Genomic DNA, 15,451 nt, shown 5'->3' with positions numbered 1-15,451 from the left:
ATTTTTTATAGCAATTGCTCAAGAGTGGAATATTTTTCATCCCTCAATTTTTCCTTTTGCTCTTTTTCAGCATAGAGCTTTTGAAGGATTTCAAGGTCAGTCTCATTTAACAGCTGCTGATCGATTGAAGAGATTTCTGCTTCGATGACAAGAAGTTCCTCTTCAAGATTTTCCAAGGAAACAGAGGGTTTTTCCGTCTTCGCTTTGACAGGGATTTCCCTTTTGACCGCCTCTTTAGGTTTATTATGCTGTTCATCTTTTGCTGTCAACTCATTCAACTTTTCTTTTGCCCATGAATAACTCCCAGGGAAGTAATGCAGCTTCTCATTATGAATCCAATATGTTTTTTCAAACAGTTTATTTAAAAAATATCTGTCGTGAGATACAGCGAGAACGGTTCCGTCAAAACGTTCAAGTGCGTCTTCCAGAACTTCGCGTGAATCGATATCAAGATGGTTGGTCGGCTCATCAAGGACTAGAAAGTTGATGTCCTGGTGCATCAACTGCGCAAGGCGGAGCCTCATCTTTTCTCCCCCGCTGAGCTGACCGACTTTACGGAAGACCGCCCCTCCATAAAACAGGAAACCTGCCAGGATATGCCGAGCGTCTCCTTCTGTGACGGATACTTCCTCCCTGAAGGCATCAATCAATCTCATGCCTGGATCAGCAACGGTAAAATGCTGAGAAAGGTAGCCGGTTTTCACATTGCTACCCAATTTCACTTCCCCTTCATCCTGCTGCAGATCCCCAAGCAGCATTTTTATGATAGTTGATTTTCCTGTACCATTCTTTCCGACAATTGCCGTACGGTCTTTAAAGTGGATATCGAGTGATGCCTCTTTGAAAAGGGTTTTACCGCTGAATGACTTACCGGCATCTTTCATAGTGAAGACCACCTTACCGCTGCGATCGCCGTTTTCAAACTGGAGCCCCATTTTTTTTCGATCCAAGACCGGACGCTTCAGTTTTTCCATCCTTTCCAAAGCCCGCTCCATGTTTCTCGCCCTTTTGTGAAGTGCAGCGTTCGGCGGGTTCGCCTGGTTGGCCCACTCCTTCAATCTTTTAATGGCTTCTCTCATTTTTTTAATTTTCTTTTGCTGTTCTTGATACTGTTGAAATTCAAGTAGCAGTTTTTCCTCCTTTTCTTTCACAAACCGAGAGTAGTTTGTATGGTAAAGACAAACCTCTCCATCTTCGAGATCAATGACCTTATTGATTGTTTCATCGAGGAAGTAGCGGTCATGCGAAATGACCATTACCGACCCGCTGTAATCTTTCAAGAACCCTTCAAGCCATTCGACTGCGCCAATATCCAGGTGGTTTGTCGGTTCATCCAAAAGGAGGAGGTCGGGTTTTTGCAAAAGAATAAGACCGAGGCAGACTTTTGTTTGTTCTCCTCCGCTGAGAGAATTGAACTGCTTATCGAGCAGCTTTGTGATTTCAAGACCATTGGCCACTTTTGCCATTTCCGGTTCGATTTCATACCCTCCTCCAAGCGTAAATTTATCCTGCAGCGGTCCATACTCTTCCAGCAGCCTCTGAAGTTTTTGAGGGTCTTCCTCGGTACCCATTTGATTTTCTAATTTCTTCAACTGTGATTCAATTTCCAGAAGATCCACGAATGCAGACTTTAGTACATCATGGCCGGTTGTGCTTTCTTCGTATTGCGGAATTTGGGACAAGTAGCCGATCCTGGCCCCTTTTTTAATATGAATTTCACCGGTATCCGGCTGTTCAACACCAGCAATCAATTTGAAAACTGTTGTTTTACCCGTCCCGTTCCGGCCGACAAAGCCGATCCGGTCACCAGCGTGAACCTCAAAAGATAAATTTTCAAATACAAGATTTCCTCCGAACATTTTGCTGATTTGCTGTACACTGCACATTATCATGTTTTCTCTATCCTTTCTTTTCTCATTTTTTATGAGTAAGAGGATCTCTGAATATATAAAAAAGCCATGTATAAGAAAGACCTTATACCATGGCTTTTTTGGAATTCGGGCATAAAAAAAGGAAAGCGTGACGCCGCTCTCCCCCCGTTTCTATAAAAGTGTGGGCATTGAGACCTCTTACCGTTCTGTTCTATATGGAATTGCTGAAAATGGGCATACGTGTCCCCTTGACAGCAGTACCATGAAAAATCGCACGACAAATGTAGATATATTCTAAAAATTGACCGTGCAACCCGACAGAACTTTTCATCTCAATCCACACCTCCTTACAATCATAAGTATAACTATAGTATACAATTTTCCGAAAACTTTATACAAGGGGTTTTTGTATATTCATTAGACTCGGCCAAACCCTTTAGTACTTTAAAGCATAAAGAGGGACTGTCCCTCTTTGTGCTTTAAAGTACTAAAGGATCTAAACCAAAAAAAGAATTCGCCCTCTGGGAGCGAATTCCTCTTTTCTATACAAGCCGTTTGAAGTTCTGGCCCAATATCTCATTCATATTGTGGACAGTGATGAACGCTGTCTTATCGACTTCTGTTATAAAGCTTTTGAGTTTGGAAAAATCCTTCCTGCCAAGAATAGTCGTGATGACCTCTTTGCTGTCGGATGTAAAAGCACCCTTGGCTGTATGGATGGTGGCACCCTTGCCAAGTTCTTTCACAATGTATGTGCGGATTTCATCACTTTGCTTGCTGATGATGACCACTTCTTTGTTCGTGTTGAACTGTTGAAGCGTGTAATCAATGACGAGTCCGTTCAGGATGACTCCGAAGAACGCATACATACCTACTTGTGTACCAAACACGAATGTGGAAGACAAAGCAATCGCCAAATCAGAGAAAAGCACTGCTCGTCCAATTTCAATATTAAAGTATTTATTAAGAATCATAGCAATAATATCCGTTCCGCCAGTTGAGGCTTTCTGGTTAAAAACGAGCGCCATCCCGGTTGCAGCGATGCATTGGCCGATGATCAACTGAATCAATATATCATCACTGAGCGGAGCTTTAAGTGGAGCTGTTGCCTCAAGCAGCCAAACATATCCGGAAAGGGCAAAACTTGCGTAAACCGTCTTGGCCCCAAAGCTAAACCCTAGAAAAATGATTCCAATGATAAACAAAACGATATTGATGAGAATCATGAACATACCGATCGACATACCTGGCATGATGGAGTTCAGCAAGATAGATAAACCGCTGACTCCCCCTGTTGCCAAATTATTTGGTGAAAGAAAGAAATGGACATTCACCGCAACAAAAAAAGCACCAAGATTCATTAGAAAAAACGATATCAGCTTCTTTCGCATCCCTGCAACCTCCTTATATATTAATTTATTTATTGATGATTATTTTCATTGACAACGGGATTATATAGGTCATAAATACCTTTGTAAAGGGTTATGAATAAGGTTTAACTATTGAAAAAATTGCAAAGGTTTTCATTGATGTGTTACCTAATAACGGAATGATTTTTTTCACAAAAGAGCATTCATACTTTGCAAAAATTTTGCAGTGTAATAAGAGTGCAGATTGGTTTTATCAACCAGTTTATGTCGGATATCGACCTTTCTGTGTCGAATATCAACATAATATTGTCGAATATCAACCAAGATTTGTCGTTTATCAACCAAGTTGGGTCGAATATCAACCTGACACTTAGTTATTAAGTGCTACGCTTAAGAGTTTATCGGCGATTTCCGGGATTTGTCAGCGATCTTGAAAAATTATCAGCGATTCGCAGAATTTATCGGCGATTATTCAATTTTATCAGCGATTCCTACGATTTATCGACCAACCGACATATTTCGACATACCGAACTTCCATCCAACTCACTGCCCCCTTATAAACACACTAAAAAAGACCACCCAGTAAAGGATGGTCCACTACAACTTATCCAGCAAGCTCCACTCCATGTTCTTTTTCTTTACGTGCAAAGCGTACAAGCAGGTAAACAAGCGGAGTATCTACAATGGCGACAATAAGTTTAAAAAGATATTGTGTTCCGATCAATGCAAGCAAAGCAGTCATTGGCATAGTGCCAAAGAATGCAATGGTAATGAAAATCGTCGTGTCTGCAAGCTGGCTAAGGAGTGTAGAATAGTTATTGCGCAGCCATAATTTTTCCGATCCGTGTTTCGCTTTCAGTTTATGAAATACGGAGACGTCTAGATTCTGGCTGATAAAGTATGAAATCAGGCTTGCCAATGTGATGCGAAAGCTTCCGCTTAAGATGGCTTCAAACTCTGTCTGCATTCCGAAGAATGGAGCTGACGGCAGATTGATGGCAGCGGCAATGAACACAAGGGCAAAGACCTGCGTCAACAGTCCTGCCCTTACAGTGGCACGCGCAGCATCTTCTCCATATACCTCCCCGATGACATCCGTGATGGGATACGTAAATACATAGACAATCACTGCAGCCGGAAGGACAGCCCATTCACCAAGGCTGAACAGCTTAACGGCCAATATATTAGAAAGAATGAGAAGACCGACGAAAAGAGAATTAAGGTAAATAAGCATCCCTTTTCCTCCTTATCGGTTATCGATGGTTTCCGGATACAAATCATGGTTCATCATTCTGTATTCCGCCATTTTTTCAAATTTTGTTCCTGGCTTTCCGTAGTTGCAATATGGATCGATGGAAATTCCCCCTCTTGGAGTGAATTTTCCCCATACCTCGATGTAGCGGGGATCCATTAACTCAATCAAATCGTTCATAATGATATTCATGCAGTCTTCATGAAAGTCTCCATGGTTACGGAAGCTGAATAAGTAAAGTTTCAATGATTTGCTTTCGACCATCTTGATATCCGGGATATAGCTGATATAAATTGTCGCAAAGTCAGGCTGTCTTGTTTTTGGACACAGACTTGTAAACTCAGGACAATTGAACTTTACAAAATAATCTCTATTTGGATGCTGATTATCAAAGGTTTCCAGCACTTGAGGGGCATACTCAAATAAATAATCAGTTCCTTGATTTCCTAATAATGTTACATCTTGAAGTTCTTCATCTTTTCTTCCAGACATAAAAAAATCCTCCTCTTTATAAACCTATAAGGAAGAATCCACAGCCAAAAAGTATGATGAGATAAATAAAAAACCATATCCGGCATGGATATGGTTACAAATGTAAGTCTCATCCATAGTTTTTTATAGAGGGTTTGGGCTATGAACCTCTCCTGCGATAGGAAACTATTTAATTTAACATCTCTTATAGTATGGCAGGACAGTCAAAATGTCAACAAACAATAAGAAGCGGACTTGCTTACAGAGCAAAAAATCGTAAATTAACATGAATGCTATCCCAATATAAATTAAAAGGTATTCCAGAGTAGAGGAATCTGACTGCCTCCCTCCTGTAAGGTTAAGTTCGCCGCTTTTCATATACGTAATAACGTACTAGAATAGGAATAATAGACAGATTCATGTTAAGATAAATACAAGTCAAACTACTGGAGTGTGTCTTTGCAAAAACAAGTGAGAAACCTAACAGAAATGGCGATCGCCGGTGACCTTCCTGAAATCCACAAATGGTACCAGGAAAACCGTGAACTGTCGCTGACAACTATAGACTTTTATGAAAAAATTATAAAGCCTGTCATGGAAAGAGTCGGCATTCTTTGGGAAAGGAACAGTATTTCAGTGGCTGAAGAACACCTGGCCACAGCAAGCATTGATTATCTCATGACCCAGCTCAGATACCAGCTCTTACATCCGCAGTTTTTGCAAGAAGCACCTTCCATCCTCCTGTTTTGCCTTGAAGGGGAACAGCATTCCCTTGGCCTGAAAATGGTTTCCGATGTCTTTAGGGAAAACAAATGGAATGTGAAATTTCTTGGACCCAGTGTACCAACTGAAGAAATTATCAAGACCATTGATAAATGGGAACCTGATGCCATTGGAATTTCTGTGGCGCTCTCACCCCTGCTTCCCAAGCTGAAGGAGTGCCTTAATATGATCCAAGACTTAGAGAGAGAGATTGATATTCTTGTAGGCGGTCGTGTCGCATCTCTTTATAATCTGCAAGAATTCGGGATAGAAAATGTTCATCTATGCAATGATCTCAGAGATATAGAGTCCTTTGCTGTGAATGGGTTGAGCAAATCTCAACCTGTCCTGCCTGAAGGTGACTTATAATGGAAGAAATATATTATGTCCCCATCCCGCTTTTTATCCTCGATGCCAAGCTCAATATTCTTGAAGCTTCATTTAAAGGATCCAAGTTAATGCAGGGAGCAAGTTTCCTCGACCTGATTGAAGAGGAAAGTTCAACAAAGTTTTCAAAGTTCTTTCACCGTCAATCCTCTGGAAGCATTGAAATCAATATAAAGTCTAACTCAAAATCAGTCATGCCTGATTTGTATGATGTGTATTTTCAGTTTGTCGACTTTAATCAGCAGTATTTTGTAGCACTCATCAGCAAGGCAGATAACTACTCTGACATTTCTAAAAAATTGGATAGAATTCAGAAACAGCTATGGAACCCTAATCATGATGAATCCTTACAGAAACAGCTGCATCCAAGCTCTTTTCATTTGGAGTCTGCAACGGAGCAAATCCGCAAGCAGGAGAATGACATCCTTGGGGCTATTGAACAGTTGAAACAGCTGAAAGCCGAGCTGGAAAGTTTATCGCCGGATAAGCAGCATCTTGTTGAAAAATGTATGAGGATTGAAGAAACACTTAAAAATAATATAAAATTACATTGACCAATAAAAGATGGAGGTAAAGGTAATGTCTCTTTTGAATGATATTCTTACGTTTAATGAAAAGTTTGTTTCTGAGAAAATGTATGAGTCTTACGTTACGACCAAGTTTCCTGACAAACGTCTTGTCATCCTGACTTGCATGGATACTAGACTGGTTGAACTTGTGACAAAAGCGATCAATATGAAAAACGGAGATGTAAAAATTGTCCGCAATGCCGGTGCAGTCGTTTCCCATCCGTTTGGAAGCATCATGAGAAGCCTTTTGCTTGCTGTTTATGAACTTCAGGCTGATGAAGTTTTGGTGATCGGCCATCATGACTGCGGAATGGGTGGATTGAATGCTGAAAAAGTAAAAGCCAGCATGAAAGAAAGAGGCATCAGTGAAGATACTTTCGATACCCTCGAATATTCCGGCGTTAACCTGGATGAGTGGCTGACCGGTTTCTCAAGCGTGGAAGAAAGCGTCGCCCATAGTGTTGATATGATCAGGAACCATCCATTAATGCACAATGAAGTACCCGTCCATGGACTCGTCATTGATCCAGCTACAGGAAAACTTGATCTTGTAGCTTCCGGGTATGAATTAGCAGAAAAATAAGGAACACAAGAGCAGCCTCATTTATGGCTGCTCTTTTTCTGATTGATTTAAGGCCTCCTCACACCCGTTCACAAGCCGCATTTCTGCCGGAACATTCAACCCTCTCAAATACTCCGCAATCGTACATACTTCTTTTTTATGTGGGTATATATACATTAGTAGAATCACCAGGAAAGGAGAATCGACTTGGCAGAAGAATACACTTTATATGTAAAAGAAGCTACAGAAAGGGGAACCATCCAAGAGCTTGAAAACATCCTGCTGGAGATGGATGGTGTGGAAAGAGCCCTTGTGGATACAGAGGACGGCGAAGTAAAGATCAGCTATGATGAAAGCCGCCTTTCCCGCCAAGAAGTCGTAGAAACTATTCAACAGAATGGGTTTCAAGTAACTTAAGATTTGTGGGGCCTTCCGTCAGGTGCTGGCTTCAGGCGTAAAAAGAATCCCGCGGGATTCTTTTTTATTCTTTAACCGGTATATAAATGGCTGCCCTTAATTCATCCTCGTCTGGATCGTAATCGGCTGGATATTCTTCAAGGTGCTCGAGGATTTGCTGATCAAGATTGTACCCTTTCTCCTCTATCCAACTGTACAATATGTGATAGGAATCCATGATATTCGGGCCGTGATGTTCCAGGAATGCATAGGTATAGGATGGCACTTCAACTATCTCTAGTCCATAACGGATTTCTTCAATCTTGCTTACTTCATGGCATAAATAATAAGTCAGTCCACCATGGAGATTATGATAAGATACTCCTTTTACAATTCCCGGGTTTTCTTTGTTTTCAATCCCATCGGCAACTTCCTTCAATTCAGAAAAAAGTCTTTGGATATCCCCCTGGGCTGCCTCTGCGAAAGTTCCCTGCCACTTTAACCCAAGGGCCTTAAAGCCTGATTTTGTGATGATCCTTGGCTTCATTGTATTCATTCTCCTCTATTCTTTGAATTTTTTTGGAAAAACTATGGAAAGTTTATTTGTCTTATTCTACAATTGGTAATTGTTACTATGCCAATTTTCCTAGTAGAAAGGGGTGAAAAAATGACTATATACAGCTTACTTGTATTAATTCACATTGTGGCTGCAGTTACAGGTCTCGGGGCAAGCTTTGCCATGCCAGTCGTGATGAATTATCCAAAGAGTACCTCACAGGCCCGATTTTCTTTGGACATCAATAAAAAAATCGAAGCATTCGCCAAATACGGAAGCATCACCTTATTAATCACCGGACTAATTATGGGCTTTATATACCCATCCTTATTTAAAACAGGCTGGTACTTGGCATCTCTCTGCATTTATTTAGCCGTACAAGTAATCACGGCGGGAATTATGCCAAAAAAACTCGCGAAGATGACTGCCATCATCGCTTCTCACAAAGGAGAAGATTTACCTGCTTCATATAAAGAAGTCAACGGAAGTCTTCGTCCTTATAATATGATTTTACATACGTCAGCCGTCGTCTTAATTATATTGATGTCGCTTAAACCTTTTTAATTTTTCAACAGACCATACAGTAAATTTATGGTCTGTTTATTAATTTGAAGGACTTGCCTTGATCTCAAAAATGGAGTCCAAAAGAAAGTGCTTGACCAAGACATCAGGAAGCCTTTAGTCAGGGCAGGTACAGATAACCGCCCAAAAATTTCGGTTTTGCGTTCAATTTCCAGACACTCCTTCTGCACTTTTATCATATTGTAGTGAGAAGGAGGTGGTTGATTTGCTGTCGCGAATAAAATGGCTGTCTTTCTCTATCGAAGCATTCCTTGCGCTTCCCATCTTCGGAAGTGTAGCTTCTGAACTGATGCCCATTGTCCTTTGCTTTGTGGCTGTTTGGCATGGATGTGTCTTAATGGTTTCAAGGTCCGAAGATCAACCGATACTTGGAAGTGCTTTCGGAGTTATTGCTTCTTTCACTAACTTTTTTCCGTATGTAAGGATTGTCGCGCACGCCGTCACCGCATTCATCCTATACTTAGAAATTAAAAAAGCTCCTGGAATGGAGTGAAAAACCTGGGCCGGGTCGAGCAGATGATCCGGCTCTTATTTCTTGTCTTTTACCATATGATCCTCTATCTTAACCTTCTCATCCATAATGGCATACAGCGACCTGCCCAGATAAAGCGGAATGGACAATTTCTCGAAATCCGGAAGGCCATTTTCATTAAAGAGTTTGTCATCCCTGTAAAAAGTGGTGATTTCCGCTGTAAACCAGTCATGGTCACCATATGAATTGATATCGAGGGTCTTGCATTCATAAGCTACATAGGCCTCTTTTAAAATTGGGGCATTGGTTGTTCTGCCGCGTTCAAACTCCATCATCCCTGCTTCAAGCTTATTTAGATCGCTGCCGGAATAAACTCCCGATTCCTGAATGAATCCAGCATAATGAGCCGGCAGGAAATTAATGGCAAACTCACCTGCCTTTTTGAGTAACTGATAAGTATGTCTCTCCCTGCCTATCGCCACCCCATAGATTGGCGGTTTATAGGAGATATAAGAATGCCAGCCTGCCGCCATAATATTATCCTCCCCAACATGGGAAACTGTGACCAGTGCCACCATTCCTGGATAACTGTGCATCACCGTCTTCTCCTGAAACGTTCTCATTACCATCACCTCTTTCGTTATTATCCCACACTTCTGAAATATCTGTCACTTTAGGAGACGCTTTGTTTATGCCTGGCTCACATCTTCGATTTACAGCTTATATATTTTCATCCTCTCACACTTCACCCACTACCGGATGATATTTCCTCAAATATTAATTTTCTGTAATGCGCAATATAGGGTTGAGTATGTGTTCTACTTGTTTTAGAACATTGTGGTCGTATAGATTATTCGGAAAAATCCAAAGGACCGGATTTTCCCCTCGGGGACAAGGGCTTATCTAACTGAACGGGGTGAATGGGTCTTTTCTTTTTTACAAGGATAAATCCTGTGAAATATGGCTATATCTCTTGAACTTCATAGTGAATAGCAACAAAGTTTTAGAAAGAGCCTTTTAGAAGGAGGATTTTTATGAGCAGTGCTGGATGTGGAACTGGGAGCGGCAGTCAAAGCCAGAGCGGAGGTTCGGAAAAAGGGAATTTAACATGGTGGCAGCTGTCACTTATGGGGGTCGGGTGTACAATTGGGACCGGATATTTTTTAGGTTCAAGCATCGGAATCAAGAATACCGGCCCTTCCATTGTGTTTGCCTTTATATTAGCAGCGGTCGGCACTTATATTGTTTTTAACCTATTGGCAAAGATGACAGCAGAAGACCCTCAGGAAGGTTCCTTCTGTTACTATGCTGATAAAGCCTATGGCAAATGGGCTGGTTTCAGTTGTGGCTGGAATTACTGGGCATCGAATATTTTGATTATGGGAAGCCAGCTGATGGCCTTATCGCTTCTTTCACAATTTTGGTTTGAGAAGGTCCCCTTATGGGTGTTTGCCGCAGGCTATGCCCTTCTGTCCATCTTTGTCGTTTTGCTTGGAACGAAAGGCTTTGACAAAGTCGAGGATATCCTGGCCATTATTAAAACCGCGGCCATCATCATGTTTATCATTCTTGCAGCAGCCGTCTATTTCGGCTGGTTAAAAGGCGGTGGGAACAAACCGGCGTTCCCTTCTACTACTGGAATGCTGTTCCCAGAGGGTTTCAAGGGATTCTGGGCCTCATTAATCTATGCCTTTTATGCCTATGGCGGAATTGAAGTCATCGGCCTGATGGCGATGCAGCTGAAAAAGAAAGAAGATGCCCCGAAAGCAGGGAAGATTATGCTTTTATTGTTGATGATCATTTACGTCCTTTCCCTTGCACTTACGGTCCTTCTTGTTTCCGTTGATAAGTTCACTCCCGATGAGAGCCCATTCGTAACGGCGCTCGGCGGAAGCAATCTTGATTTTTTCCCTCATGTCTTCAACGGAGCCATTATTATAGCAGGGTTTTCCGCTATGACAGCCGCCCTGTTTGGAGTCACAAACCTTCTGGTCACAATGTCGAAGGATGAAAATGCGCCAAAGTTGTTCTCAAAAAAATTAAAGAAATTCAAAGAACTCCCTCTTCCTTCGCTTGGTTTGGCAGCTGCGGGATTACTTCTGTCAGTCATTACGGCTCTTCTAGTTCCGGGAAAGATTTATGAATACATTACAACCGCAGCCGGCATTTTGATTTTATATAATTGGGCGTTCATTATTCTTTCCGCCCTGAAGATCTTGGAAAATAAGATATGGGGTAAAGTTCTTGCTTTCTTTGGAATGGCCTTAATCCTCGCTGCGGTCACAGGTACATTAATGGAAAAGGAAATCCGGCTGGGTTTCTTTATCAGCCTCTTGCTTGTCGCCCTGATCGCCATCGCCTCCTATATCATGAAAAAGAAGAAATGGGACAAAGAAAAACAATCAAGCAGCAGTTAAATGACAAGGCTGGCTCATCCAAAGGATCCTTGATGAGCCAGCCTTTTGTTTTTATTCAACAAGTGCATCTTCCAATCCTTATATATCCGCATCAGTACTTCAGCTATATCCAACCATTAATTTCCATTATTTTGACTAGTTATCGCATGTTGATTTAACTGCCGTACCCGCCTCTCCATTCGCGCATATAGTGTGGTATTGATGTTTGTTCAGTGTCTAATACGACCGCTATAAAAGGATAGGAGGAGCCAGATGAAGTATAAAATCACCCGTGATTATATTGATTTAGGTAATTCCCGGTCAGGAGAGAGTTTAGGAAATGTCCAATTCATTGTAAGCCATGATACCGGCAACCCAGGATCGACTGCCTATGCTAACCGGAACTACTTTGCCAATTCAGACCCTGCTGCTTCTGCCCATACATTTATTGATGATAAGTACATCCTGGAGATCATCCCATTAAACGAAAAGGCCTGGCATGTCCGGTATAATGCCGGTGCTGACAACAGGCTTTTCGGTGTGGATGCGAATGATCATGCAATTGGGGTAGAGCTGGCCTGGGGCGGCAATATCAATTTCACCCAGGCTTATGACCGGTATGTCTGGTACCATGCATATCTGGTCGATAAATATGGCTTGAATCCGCGGCAAGGCATCGTCGCCCACAGTACTCTCGATCCTTCAAGAAGGACCGATCCACAAAATGCGCTTAACAGATATGGCATCTCATGGGAAGAATTTTTAGATGATGTCCACAATGCTTATCGAACCTATTTTACAAACGAGGAAACTTCTCAGCCTGCAGCCAGGGGAGGCTCTCTTACCCTTCCGCTTGGTCAAGGAGATCAGGGGCCTCTGGTCAGGGAAATTCAAACGAAATTGGTCAGGGCCGGGTTTCCATTGCCCCGATATGGTGCTGACGGTATCTTTGGGCTGGAAACAGAAATGGCCGTCATGAGGTTTCAACGGAAATATGGTTTGAGGGTGGATGGCCTTGTCGGGGAGCAAACACTCGGAAAACTGAATGAAGTGCTGACTACCAGCAAGCCTGTAAATGAATTTCCTCTTCCGGGCGGCAACTTACAGGAAGGGGATGAAGGAAGTGGTGTCCGGCAGCTTCAAAGAGCCCTGAAACAAATCAACTTTGATCCTGGAGAAATCGACGGCATTTACGGACCGAAAACAAAGGATGCCGTCAGAAGGTTTCAGGAAACCTATGTGGAACTGAAGAAGGATGGCTTTTACGGACCGAATACCCGAAAATATATGTTGATGGAGCTTGAAGAACAGTCTTGAGGCAAAAGGTGACTGAGGTTGGGACCCTCCGTTCATCATTTTTTTGCACCTATCGATGACTTTGGTCTTTCTATCGACGACTTCTCCGTACCTATCGTCGACTCTCCCTGTTCTATCAACAATTACCCATATAACCATTTTTTCTATCAGGTAGAACTCCTTTTCAGCTGTCTATAAAAAACCCGGTCCGCCTCCGCGGACCGGGTTGCTCAAACTTATTCAGTAAGGCTTAAAAACTCCTCTACATCATTGATGCAGAGCGCGATTCCTTTTTCCCAGAAAGCTTCTTTTGTGATGTCTTCACCCAGGTGTTTCAAGGCAAGTTCTTCTACAGACATGACGGCTGTATCTCTCAGTAGTGACATATATTTTTCTTCATAATTCTCATCCGCTTCCAATGCTTTGGCATAGATGCTTAGTGAGAACAAATAGCCGAATGTATATGGGAAGTTATAGAACGGTACCCCGGATATATAGAAGTGCAGCTTTGATGCCCAGAAATGAGGGTGCGTTTCATCAAGTGCTCCGGCATACGCTTCTTTTTGAGCTTCTGCCATAAGCTCGTTCAATCTTTCCGCTGAAACCATGCCGTTTTTACGTTCTTCATAAAAGCGTGTTTCAAATAGAAATCTTGCATGAATGTTCATGAAGAATGCTACACTTCTTTGCAACTTATCTTCTACCAGCGCAATTTTCTCTTCTTTCGTTTGAGCTTCTTTCACCGCGGCATCAGCAACGATCATCTCAGCAAATGTCGAGGCGGTTTCCGCAACATTCATAGCATAATTCCTGTTCAGTGTATGCATGGGCCTCAGTGCATTAGAATGGAATGCGTGTCCAAGTTCATGAGCTAATGTAGCAACGTTGGACATGCTTCCTGAATAGGTCATGAAAATTCGTGACTGTTCACTTAATGGGAAAGATGTACAGAATCCGCCAGGTCTTTTTCCTGCACGATCTTCCGCTTCAATCCACCTGTCTTCAAATGCCTTTTGAGAGAAATTTGCCATTTCATTTCCGAAGCGGGCGAAGTGCTTCAGAATGAATTCAGCTCCTTCATTGTAGGACATAGCTGTGTTCGATTCCGCTACAGGGGCGTCCATGTTGTACCAATCCATTTTTTCCTTGCCAAGCATTTTCGCTTTACGATCCAGGTATTTTACGAAAGGCGCTTTATTCTTGGAAATCGCCCCCCACATGGCTTCAAGCGTCTCTTTCTTCATGCGGTTGTATTCAAGCGGTTCCTTAAGTACCTCCTCCCAGCCGCGTTTCTTATAAACATTAAGACGGAAGCCCGCCAAATGATTCAATGTCTTTGCGAACAACTCTTCTTTTTCAGACCAGGCTTTCTCAAGGCTGTCAAAAATTTCTTTCCTGACATTTTCGTCCTGATGGGAGCTCAGGTTGTTCGCCTGGCCGATTGAAAGCATTTCACCGTTATGTGGGATTTCCATGCTGCCGACAATCGTATCATACATCTGGCCCCATCCATGATAGCCATCAATGGAAAGTGCTTGGATGAGCGCCTCCTCTTCGCTTGATAATTTATCTTTAGCTTTTTCACGCCACTCGTTCAGCACAAATGTCAATTCCGCAAGAGCTTCTGTCTCAAGCAGTTCTGCCCAGGCATCTTCAGGGGTTTCTGATAACTTTTGCTGAAAGCTGTTAAATGCAACTTGAAAGTCAGCACTTGCGGTTGTCAGTTCACCACGTAATGTGTTAGCCTGCCTGTCCTTCATATCCTGAGCTTCCAGACAGCCGATGAAAGCTCCTGCCTGACGGAGATACAGCATGATATCCTTTGCCTCTTCAATCAAGCTTGCAACCTGACTGCTGTCTTCTTTGGATTGCGGGGCTCTAAACTCTTTCTCTTTCTGTGCAAATGCCGCTTTTTTCTTATCTAATGTATCCAAGTGTTCCCTAAGTTGAGGTGAACTGCTTCCTCCCTCAAAAAACACATCCAAGTCCCAAACATCTGAGTAAGTCATTTTTGAAAATCTCCCCTTCTAAATATGTAGTTCTTTTTTATGTATATGACCAGTTTACCATTTTCCGATTATTCTTGCTTTTGTTTTTTATCCCTCAATTTCATTATCTAAAAGTTAAAAATCCAGCGGCAGCCTGGACAGGGACTCTCTCTATCTTCCACTATAAGTTATAGATTGTTTCTTAGAAAAAGGCTCTTTTCTTGAACTCAGAATCAAGGGAAACACCCCTTCCTCTCATCTTTAAGCTATGCCCTTGCCGTCGTTATCCTTATGGCTGTCATCTTCTTCAGGCCGACACAACATAATTAAAAGGCTGCTGTACAAAATAAGGATACGGAGGTGTCCTTATGGAAAAAGCACGGAAGAAAAAATTCACAACAGCAGGAACGGACATAGAAGAGGTAAAAAGGCGCAATGCCCAGTCAGGCCTTTCCTATAATGAAGTGAAGCAGCTGATGGCCGAAAAATTGAAGCAGAATAAATAGAAAAGAAGCAGCCC

17 protein-coding genes, 1 pseudogene and 1 riboswitch are annotated in these 15,451 nt (G+C 42.2%); of the genes and pseudogenes, 10 read left to right on the top strand and 8 right to left on the bottom strand.

The annotated features are described in order from the left end of the window. Window positions 1-5 precede the first annotated feature (5 nt). The 5 genes from abc-f to queF all read right to left on the bottom strand — a co-directional run bounded on the left by abc-f (window position 6) and on the right by queF (window position 4,986). Window positions 6-1,892, bottom strand: a complete 1,887-nt coding sequence (abc-f, locus tag V1502_RS04120; RefSeq protein WP_409253126.1) for a ribosomal protection-like ABC-F family protein — start codon at window positions 1,890-1,892, stop codon at window positions 6-8. 190 nt (window positions 1,893-2,082) lie between these two features. Then, window positions 2,083-2,202 carry an RAxF-45 family protein gene (locus tag V1502_RS04115; protein WP_409253125.1) on the bottom strand — a complete coding sequence of 40 codons (120 nt, stop codon included), beginning with the start codon at window positions 2,200-2,202 and terminating at the stop codon, window positions 2,083-2,085. 211 nt (window positions 2,203-2,413) lie between these two features. Beyond that, on the bottom strand, window positions 2,414-3,262 hold the full coding sequence (locus tag V1502_RS04110; protein ID WP_409253124.1) for a YitT family protein: 849 nt from the start codon (window positions 3,260-3,262) through the stop codon (window positions 2,414-2,416). A 584-nt stretch (window positions 3,263-3,846) separates the two neighbouring features. Next, window positions 3,847-4,476: a queuosine precursor transporter gene (locus tag V1502_RS04105; protein ID WP_409253123.1), complete on the bottom strand. Its 630-nt coding sequence runs from the start codon at window positions 4,474-4,476 to the stop codon at window positions 3,847-3,849. Window positions 4,477-4,488: 12 nt separating this feature from the next. Next, window positions 4,489-4,986 carry a preQ(1) synthase gene (queF, locus tag V1502_RS04100; RefSeq protein WP_006836196.1) on the bottom strand — a complete coding sequence of 166 codons (498 nt, stop codon included), beginning with the start codon at window positions 4,984-4,986 and terminating at the stop codon, window positions 4,489-4,491. 109 nt (window positions 4,987-5,095) lie between these two features. Beyond that, window positions 5,096-5,142, bottom strand: a riboswitch (PreQ1 riboswitch). Between the two features lie 282 nt (window positions 5,143-5,424). Here queF and V1502_RS04095 point away from each other — a divergent pair. From V1502_RS04095 to V1502_RS04080, 4 genes are all read left to right on the top strand, one after another. After that, complete coding sequence (locus tag V1502_RS04095; RefSeq protein ID WP_409253122.1) at window positions 5,425-6,096, top strand: B12-binding domain-containing protein; 672 nt, start codon at window positions 5,425-5,427, stop codon at window positions 6,094-6,096. Further along, complete coding sequence (locus V1502_RS04090) at window positions 6,096-6,668, top strand: hypothetical protein (protein WP_409253121.1); 573 nt, start codon at window positions 6,096-6,098, stop codon at window positions 6,666-6,668. The genes V1502_RS04095 and V1502_RS04090 overlap by 1 nt, the downstream gene beginning before the upstream one ends. 25 nt (window positions 6,669-6,693) lie before the next feature. After that, window positions 6,694-7,266: a beta-class carbonic anhydrase gene (locus V1502_RS04085; RefSeq protein ID WP_409253120.1), complete on the top strand. Its 573-nt coding sequence runs from the start codon at window positions 6,694-6,696 to the stop codon at window positions 7,264-7,266. Window positions 7,267-7,452: 186 nt separating this feature from the next. Further along, window positions 7,453-7,662 carry a heavy-metal-associated domain-containing protein gene (locus V1502_RS04080; RefSeq protein ID WP_409253119.1) on the top strand — a complete coding sequence of 70 codons (210 nt, stop codon included), beginning with the start codon at window positions 7,453-7,455 and terminating at the stop codon, window positions 7,660-7,662. A 64-nt stretch (window positions 7,663-7,726) separates the two neighbouring features. Here the strand turns inward: V1502_RS04080 and V1502_RS04075 are convergent, their stop codons facing one another. After that, window positions 7,727-8,188 (bottom strand): GyrI-like domain-containing protein, encoded by a 462-nt coding sequence (locus V1502_RS04075; RefSeq protein WP_409253118.1) that lies wholly within the window; start codon window positions 8,186-8,188, stop codon window positions 7,727-7,729. Between the two features lie 120 nt (window positions 8,189-8,308). Between V1502_RS04075 and V1502_RS04070 the strand changes: the two genes are divergently transcribed. Together V1502_RS04070 and V1502_RS04065 are read left to right on the top strand one after the other, a co-directional pair. Beyond that, window positions 8,309-8,761: a DUF2269 family protein gene (locus V1502_RS04070; protein ID WP_409253117.1), complete on the top strand. Its 453-nt coding sequence runs from the start codon at window positions 8,309-8,311 to the stop codon at window positions 8,759-8,761. Window positions 8,762-8,984: 223 nt separating this feature from the next. Then, the gene (locus V1502_RS04065) at window positions 8,985-9,272 is read left to right on the top strand and encodes a hypothetical protein (RefSeq protein ID WP_409253116.1); all 288 of its coding nucleotides are present in this window, start codon (window positions 8,985-8,987) and stop codon (window positions 9,270-9,272) included. A gap of 35 nt (window positions 9,273-9,307) precedes the next feature. Here the strand turns inward: V1502_RS04065 and V1502_RS04060 are convergent, their stop codons facing one another. Beyond that, a complete protein-coding gene (locus V1502_RS04060; RefSeq protein ID WP_409253115.1) occupies window positions 9,308-9,874 on the bottom strand; it encodes a flavin reductase family protein in 567 nt (188 codons plus the stop codon). 411 nt (window positions 9,875-10,285) lie between these two features. Here V1502_RS04060 and V1502_RS04055 point away from each other — a divergent pair, with 411 nt between their 5' ends. From V1502_RS04055 to V1502_RS04045, 3 genes and pseudogenes are all read left to right on the top strand, one after another. Next, window positions 10,286-11,668 carry an amino acid permease gene (locus V1502_RS04055; RefSeq protein ID WP_409253114.1) on the top strand — a complete coding sequence of 461 codons (1,383 nt, stop codon included), beginning with the start codon at window positions 10,286-10,288 and terminating at the stop codon, window positions 11,666-11,668. Between the two features lie 252 nt (window positions 11,669-11,920). Further along, a pseudogene (locus V1502_RS04050) lies at window positions 11,921-12,442 on the top strand (N-acetylmuramoyl-L-alanine amidase family protein); the annotation flags it as partial. Window positions 12,443-12,523: 81 nt separating this feature from the next. Further along, a complete protein-coding gene (locus V1502_RS04045; protein WP_409254278.1) occupies window positions 12,524-12,964 on the top strand; it encodes a peptidoglycan-binding domain-containing protein in 441 nt (146 codons plus the stop codon). A 215-nt stretch (window positions 12,965-13,179) separates the two neighbouring features. Here the strand turns inward: V1502_RS04045 and V1502_RS04040 are convergent, their stop codons facing one another. Continuing rightward, window positions 13,180-14,952 carry a M3 family oligoendopeptidase gene (locus V1502_RS04040; protein WP_409253113.1) on the bottom strand — a complete coding sequence of 591 codons (1,773 nt, stop codon included), beginning with the start codon at window positions 14,950-14,952 and terminating at the stop codon, window positions 13,180-13,182. A gap of 347 nt (window positions 14,953-15,299) precedes the next feature. On the opposite strand from V1502_RS04040, the gene V1502_RS04035 reads away from it, so the two are divergent. Further along, window positions 15,300-15,437: a hypothetical protein gene (locus V1502_RS04035; RefSeq protein ID WP_409253112.1), complete on the top strand. Its 138-nt coding sequence runs from the start codon at window positions 15,300-15,302 to the stop codon at window positions 15,435-15,437. Window positions 15,438-15,451: the final 14 nt, after the last annotated feature.

Source organism: Rossellomorea sedimentorum, from assembly GCF_046237645.1.
Taxonomy (GTDB): Bacteria; Bacillota; Bacilli; order Bacillales; family Bacillaceae_B; genus Rossellomorea; species Rossellomorea sedimentorum.
This window is presented reverse-complemented; position numbering and strand designations above follow the sequence as displayed.

Excerpts from the sequence above, each read along its gene's own strand:
- V1502_RS04040 (WP_409253113.1), bottom strand. The coding sequence starts at position 14,952 with ATGACTTACTCAGATGTTTGGGACTTGGATGTGTTTTTTGAGGGAGGA.
- V1502_RS04090 (WP_409253121.1), top strand. The coding sequence starts at position 6,096 with ATGGAAGAAATATATTATGTCCCCATCCCGCTTTTTATCCTCGATGCC.
- abc-f (WP_409253126.1), bottom strand. The coding sequence starts at position 1,892 with ATGATAATGTGCAGTGTACAGCAAATCAGCAAAATGTTCGGAGGAAAT.
- V1502_RS04110 (WP_409253124.1), bottom strand. The coding sequence starts at position 3,262 with ATGCGAAAGAAGCTGATATCGTTTTTTCTAATGAATCTTGGTGCTTTT.
- V1502_RS04060 (WP_409253115.1), bottom strand. The coding sequence starts at position 9,874 with ATGAGAACGTTTCAGGAGAAGACGGTGATGCACAGTTATCCAGGAATG.
- V1502_RS04055 (WP_409253114.1), top strand. The coding sequence starts at position 10,286 with ATGAGCAGTGCTGGATGTGGAACTGGGAGCGGCAGTCAAAGCCAGAGC.
- queF (WP_006836196.1), bottom strand. The coding sequence starts at position 4,986 with ATGTCTGGAAGAAAAGATGAAGAACTTCAAGATGTAACATTATTAGGA.
- V1502_RS04070 (WP_409253117.1), top strand. The coding sequence starts at position 8,309 with ATGACTATATACAGCTTACTTGTATTAATTCACATTGTGGCTGCAGTT.
- V1502_RS04085 (WP_409253120.1), top strand. The coding sequence starts at position 6,694 with ATGTCTCTTTTGAATGATATTCTTACGTTTAATGAAAAGTTTGTTTCT.
- V1502_RS04075 (WP_409253118.1), bottom strand. The coding sequence starts at position 8,188 with ATGAAGCCAAGGATCATCACAAAATCAGGCTTTAAGGCCCTTGGGTTA.
- V1502_RS04115 (WP_409253125.1), bottom strand. The coding sequence starts at position 2,202 with ATGAAAAGTTCTGTCGGGTTGCACGGTCAATTTTTAGAATATATCTAC.
- V1502_RS04035 (WP_409253112.1), top strand. The coding sequence starts at position 15,300 with ATGGAAAAAGCACGGAAGAAAAAATTCACAACAGCAGGAACGGACATA.
- V1502_RS04105 (WP_409253123.1), bottom strand. The coding sequence starts at position 4,476 with ATGCTTATTTACCTTAATTCTCTTTTCGTCGGTCTTCTCATTCTTTCT.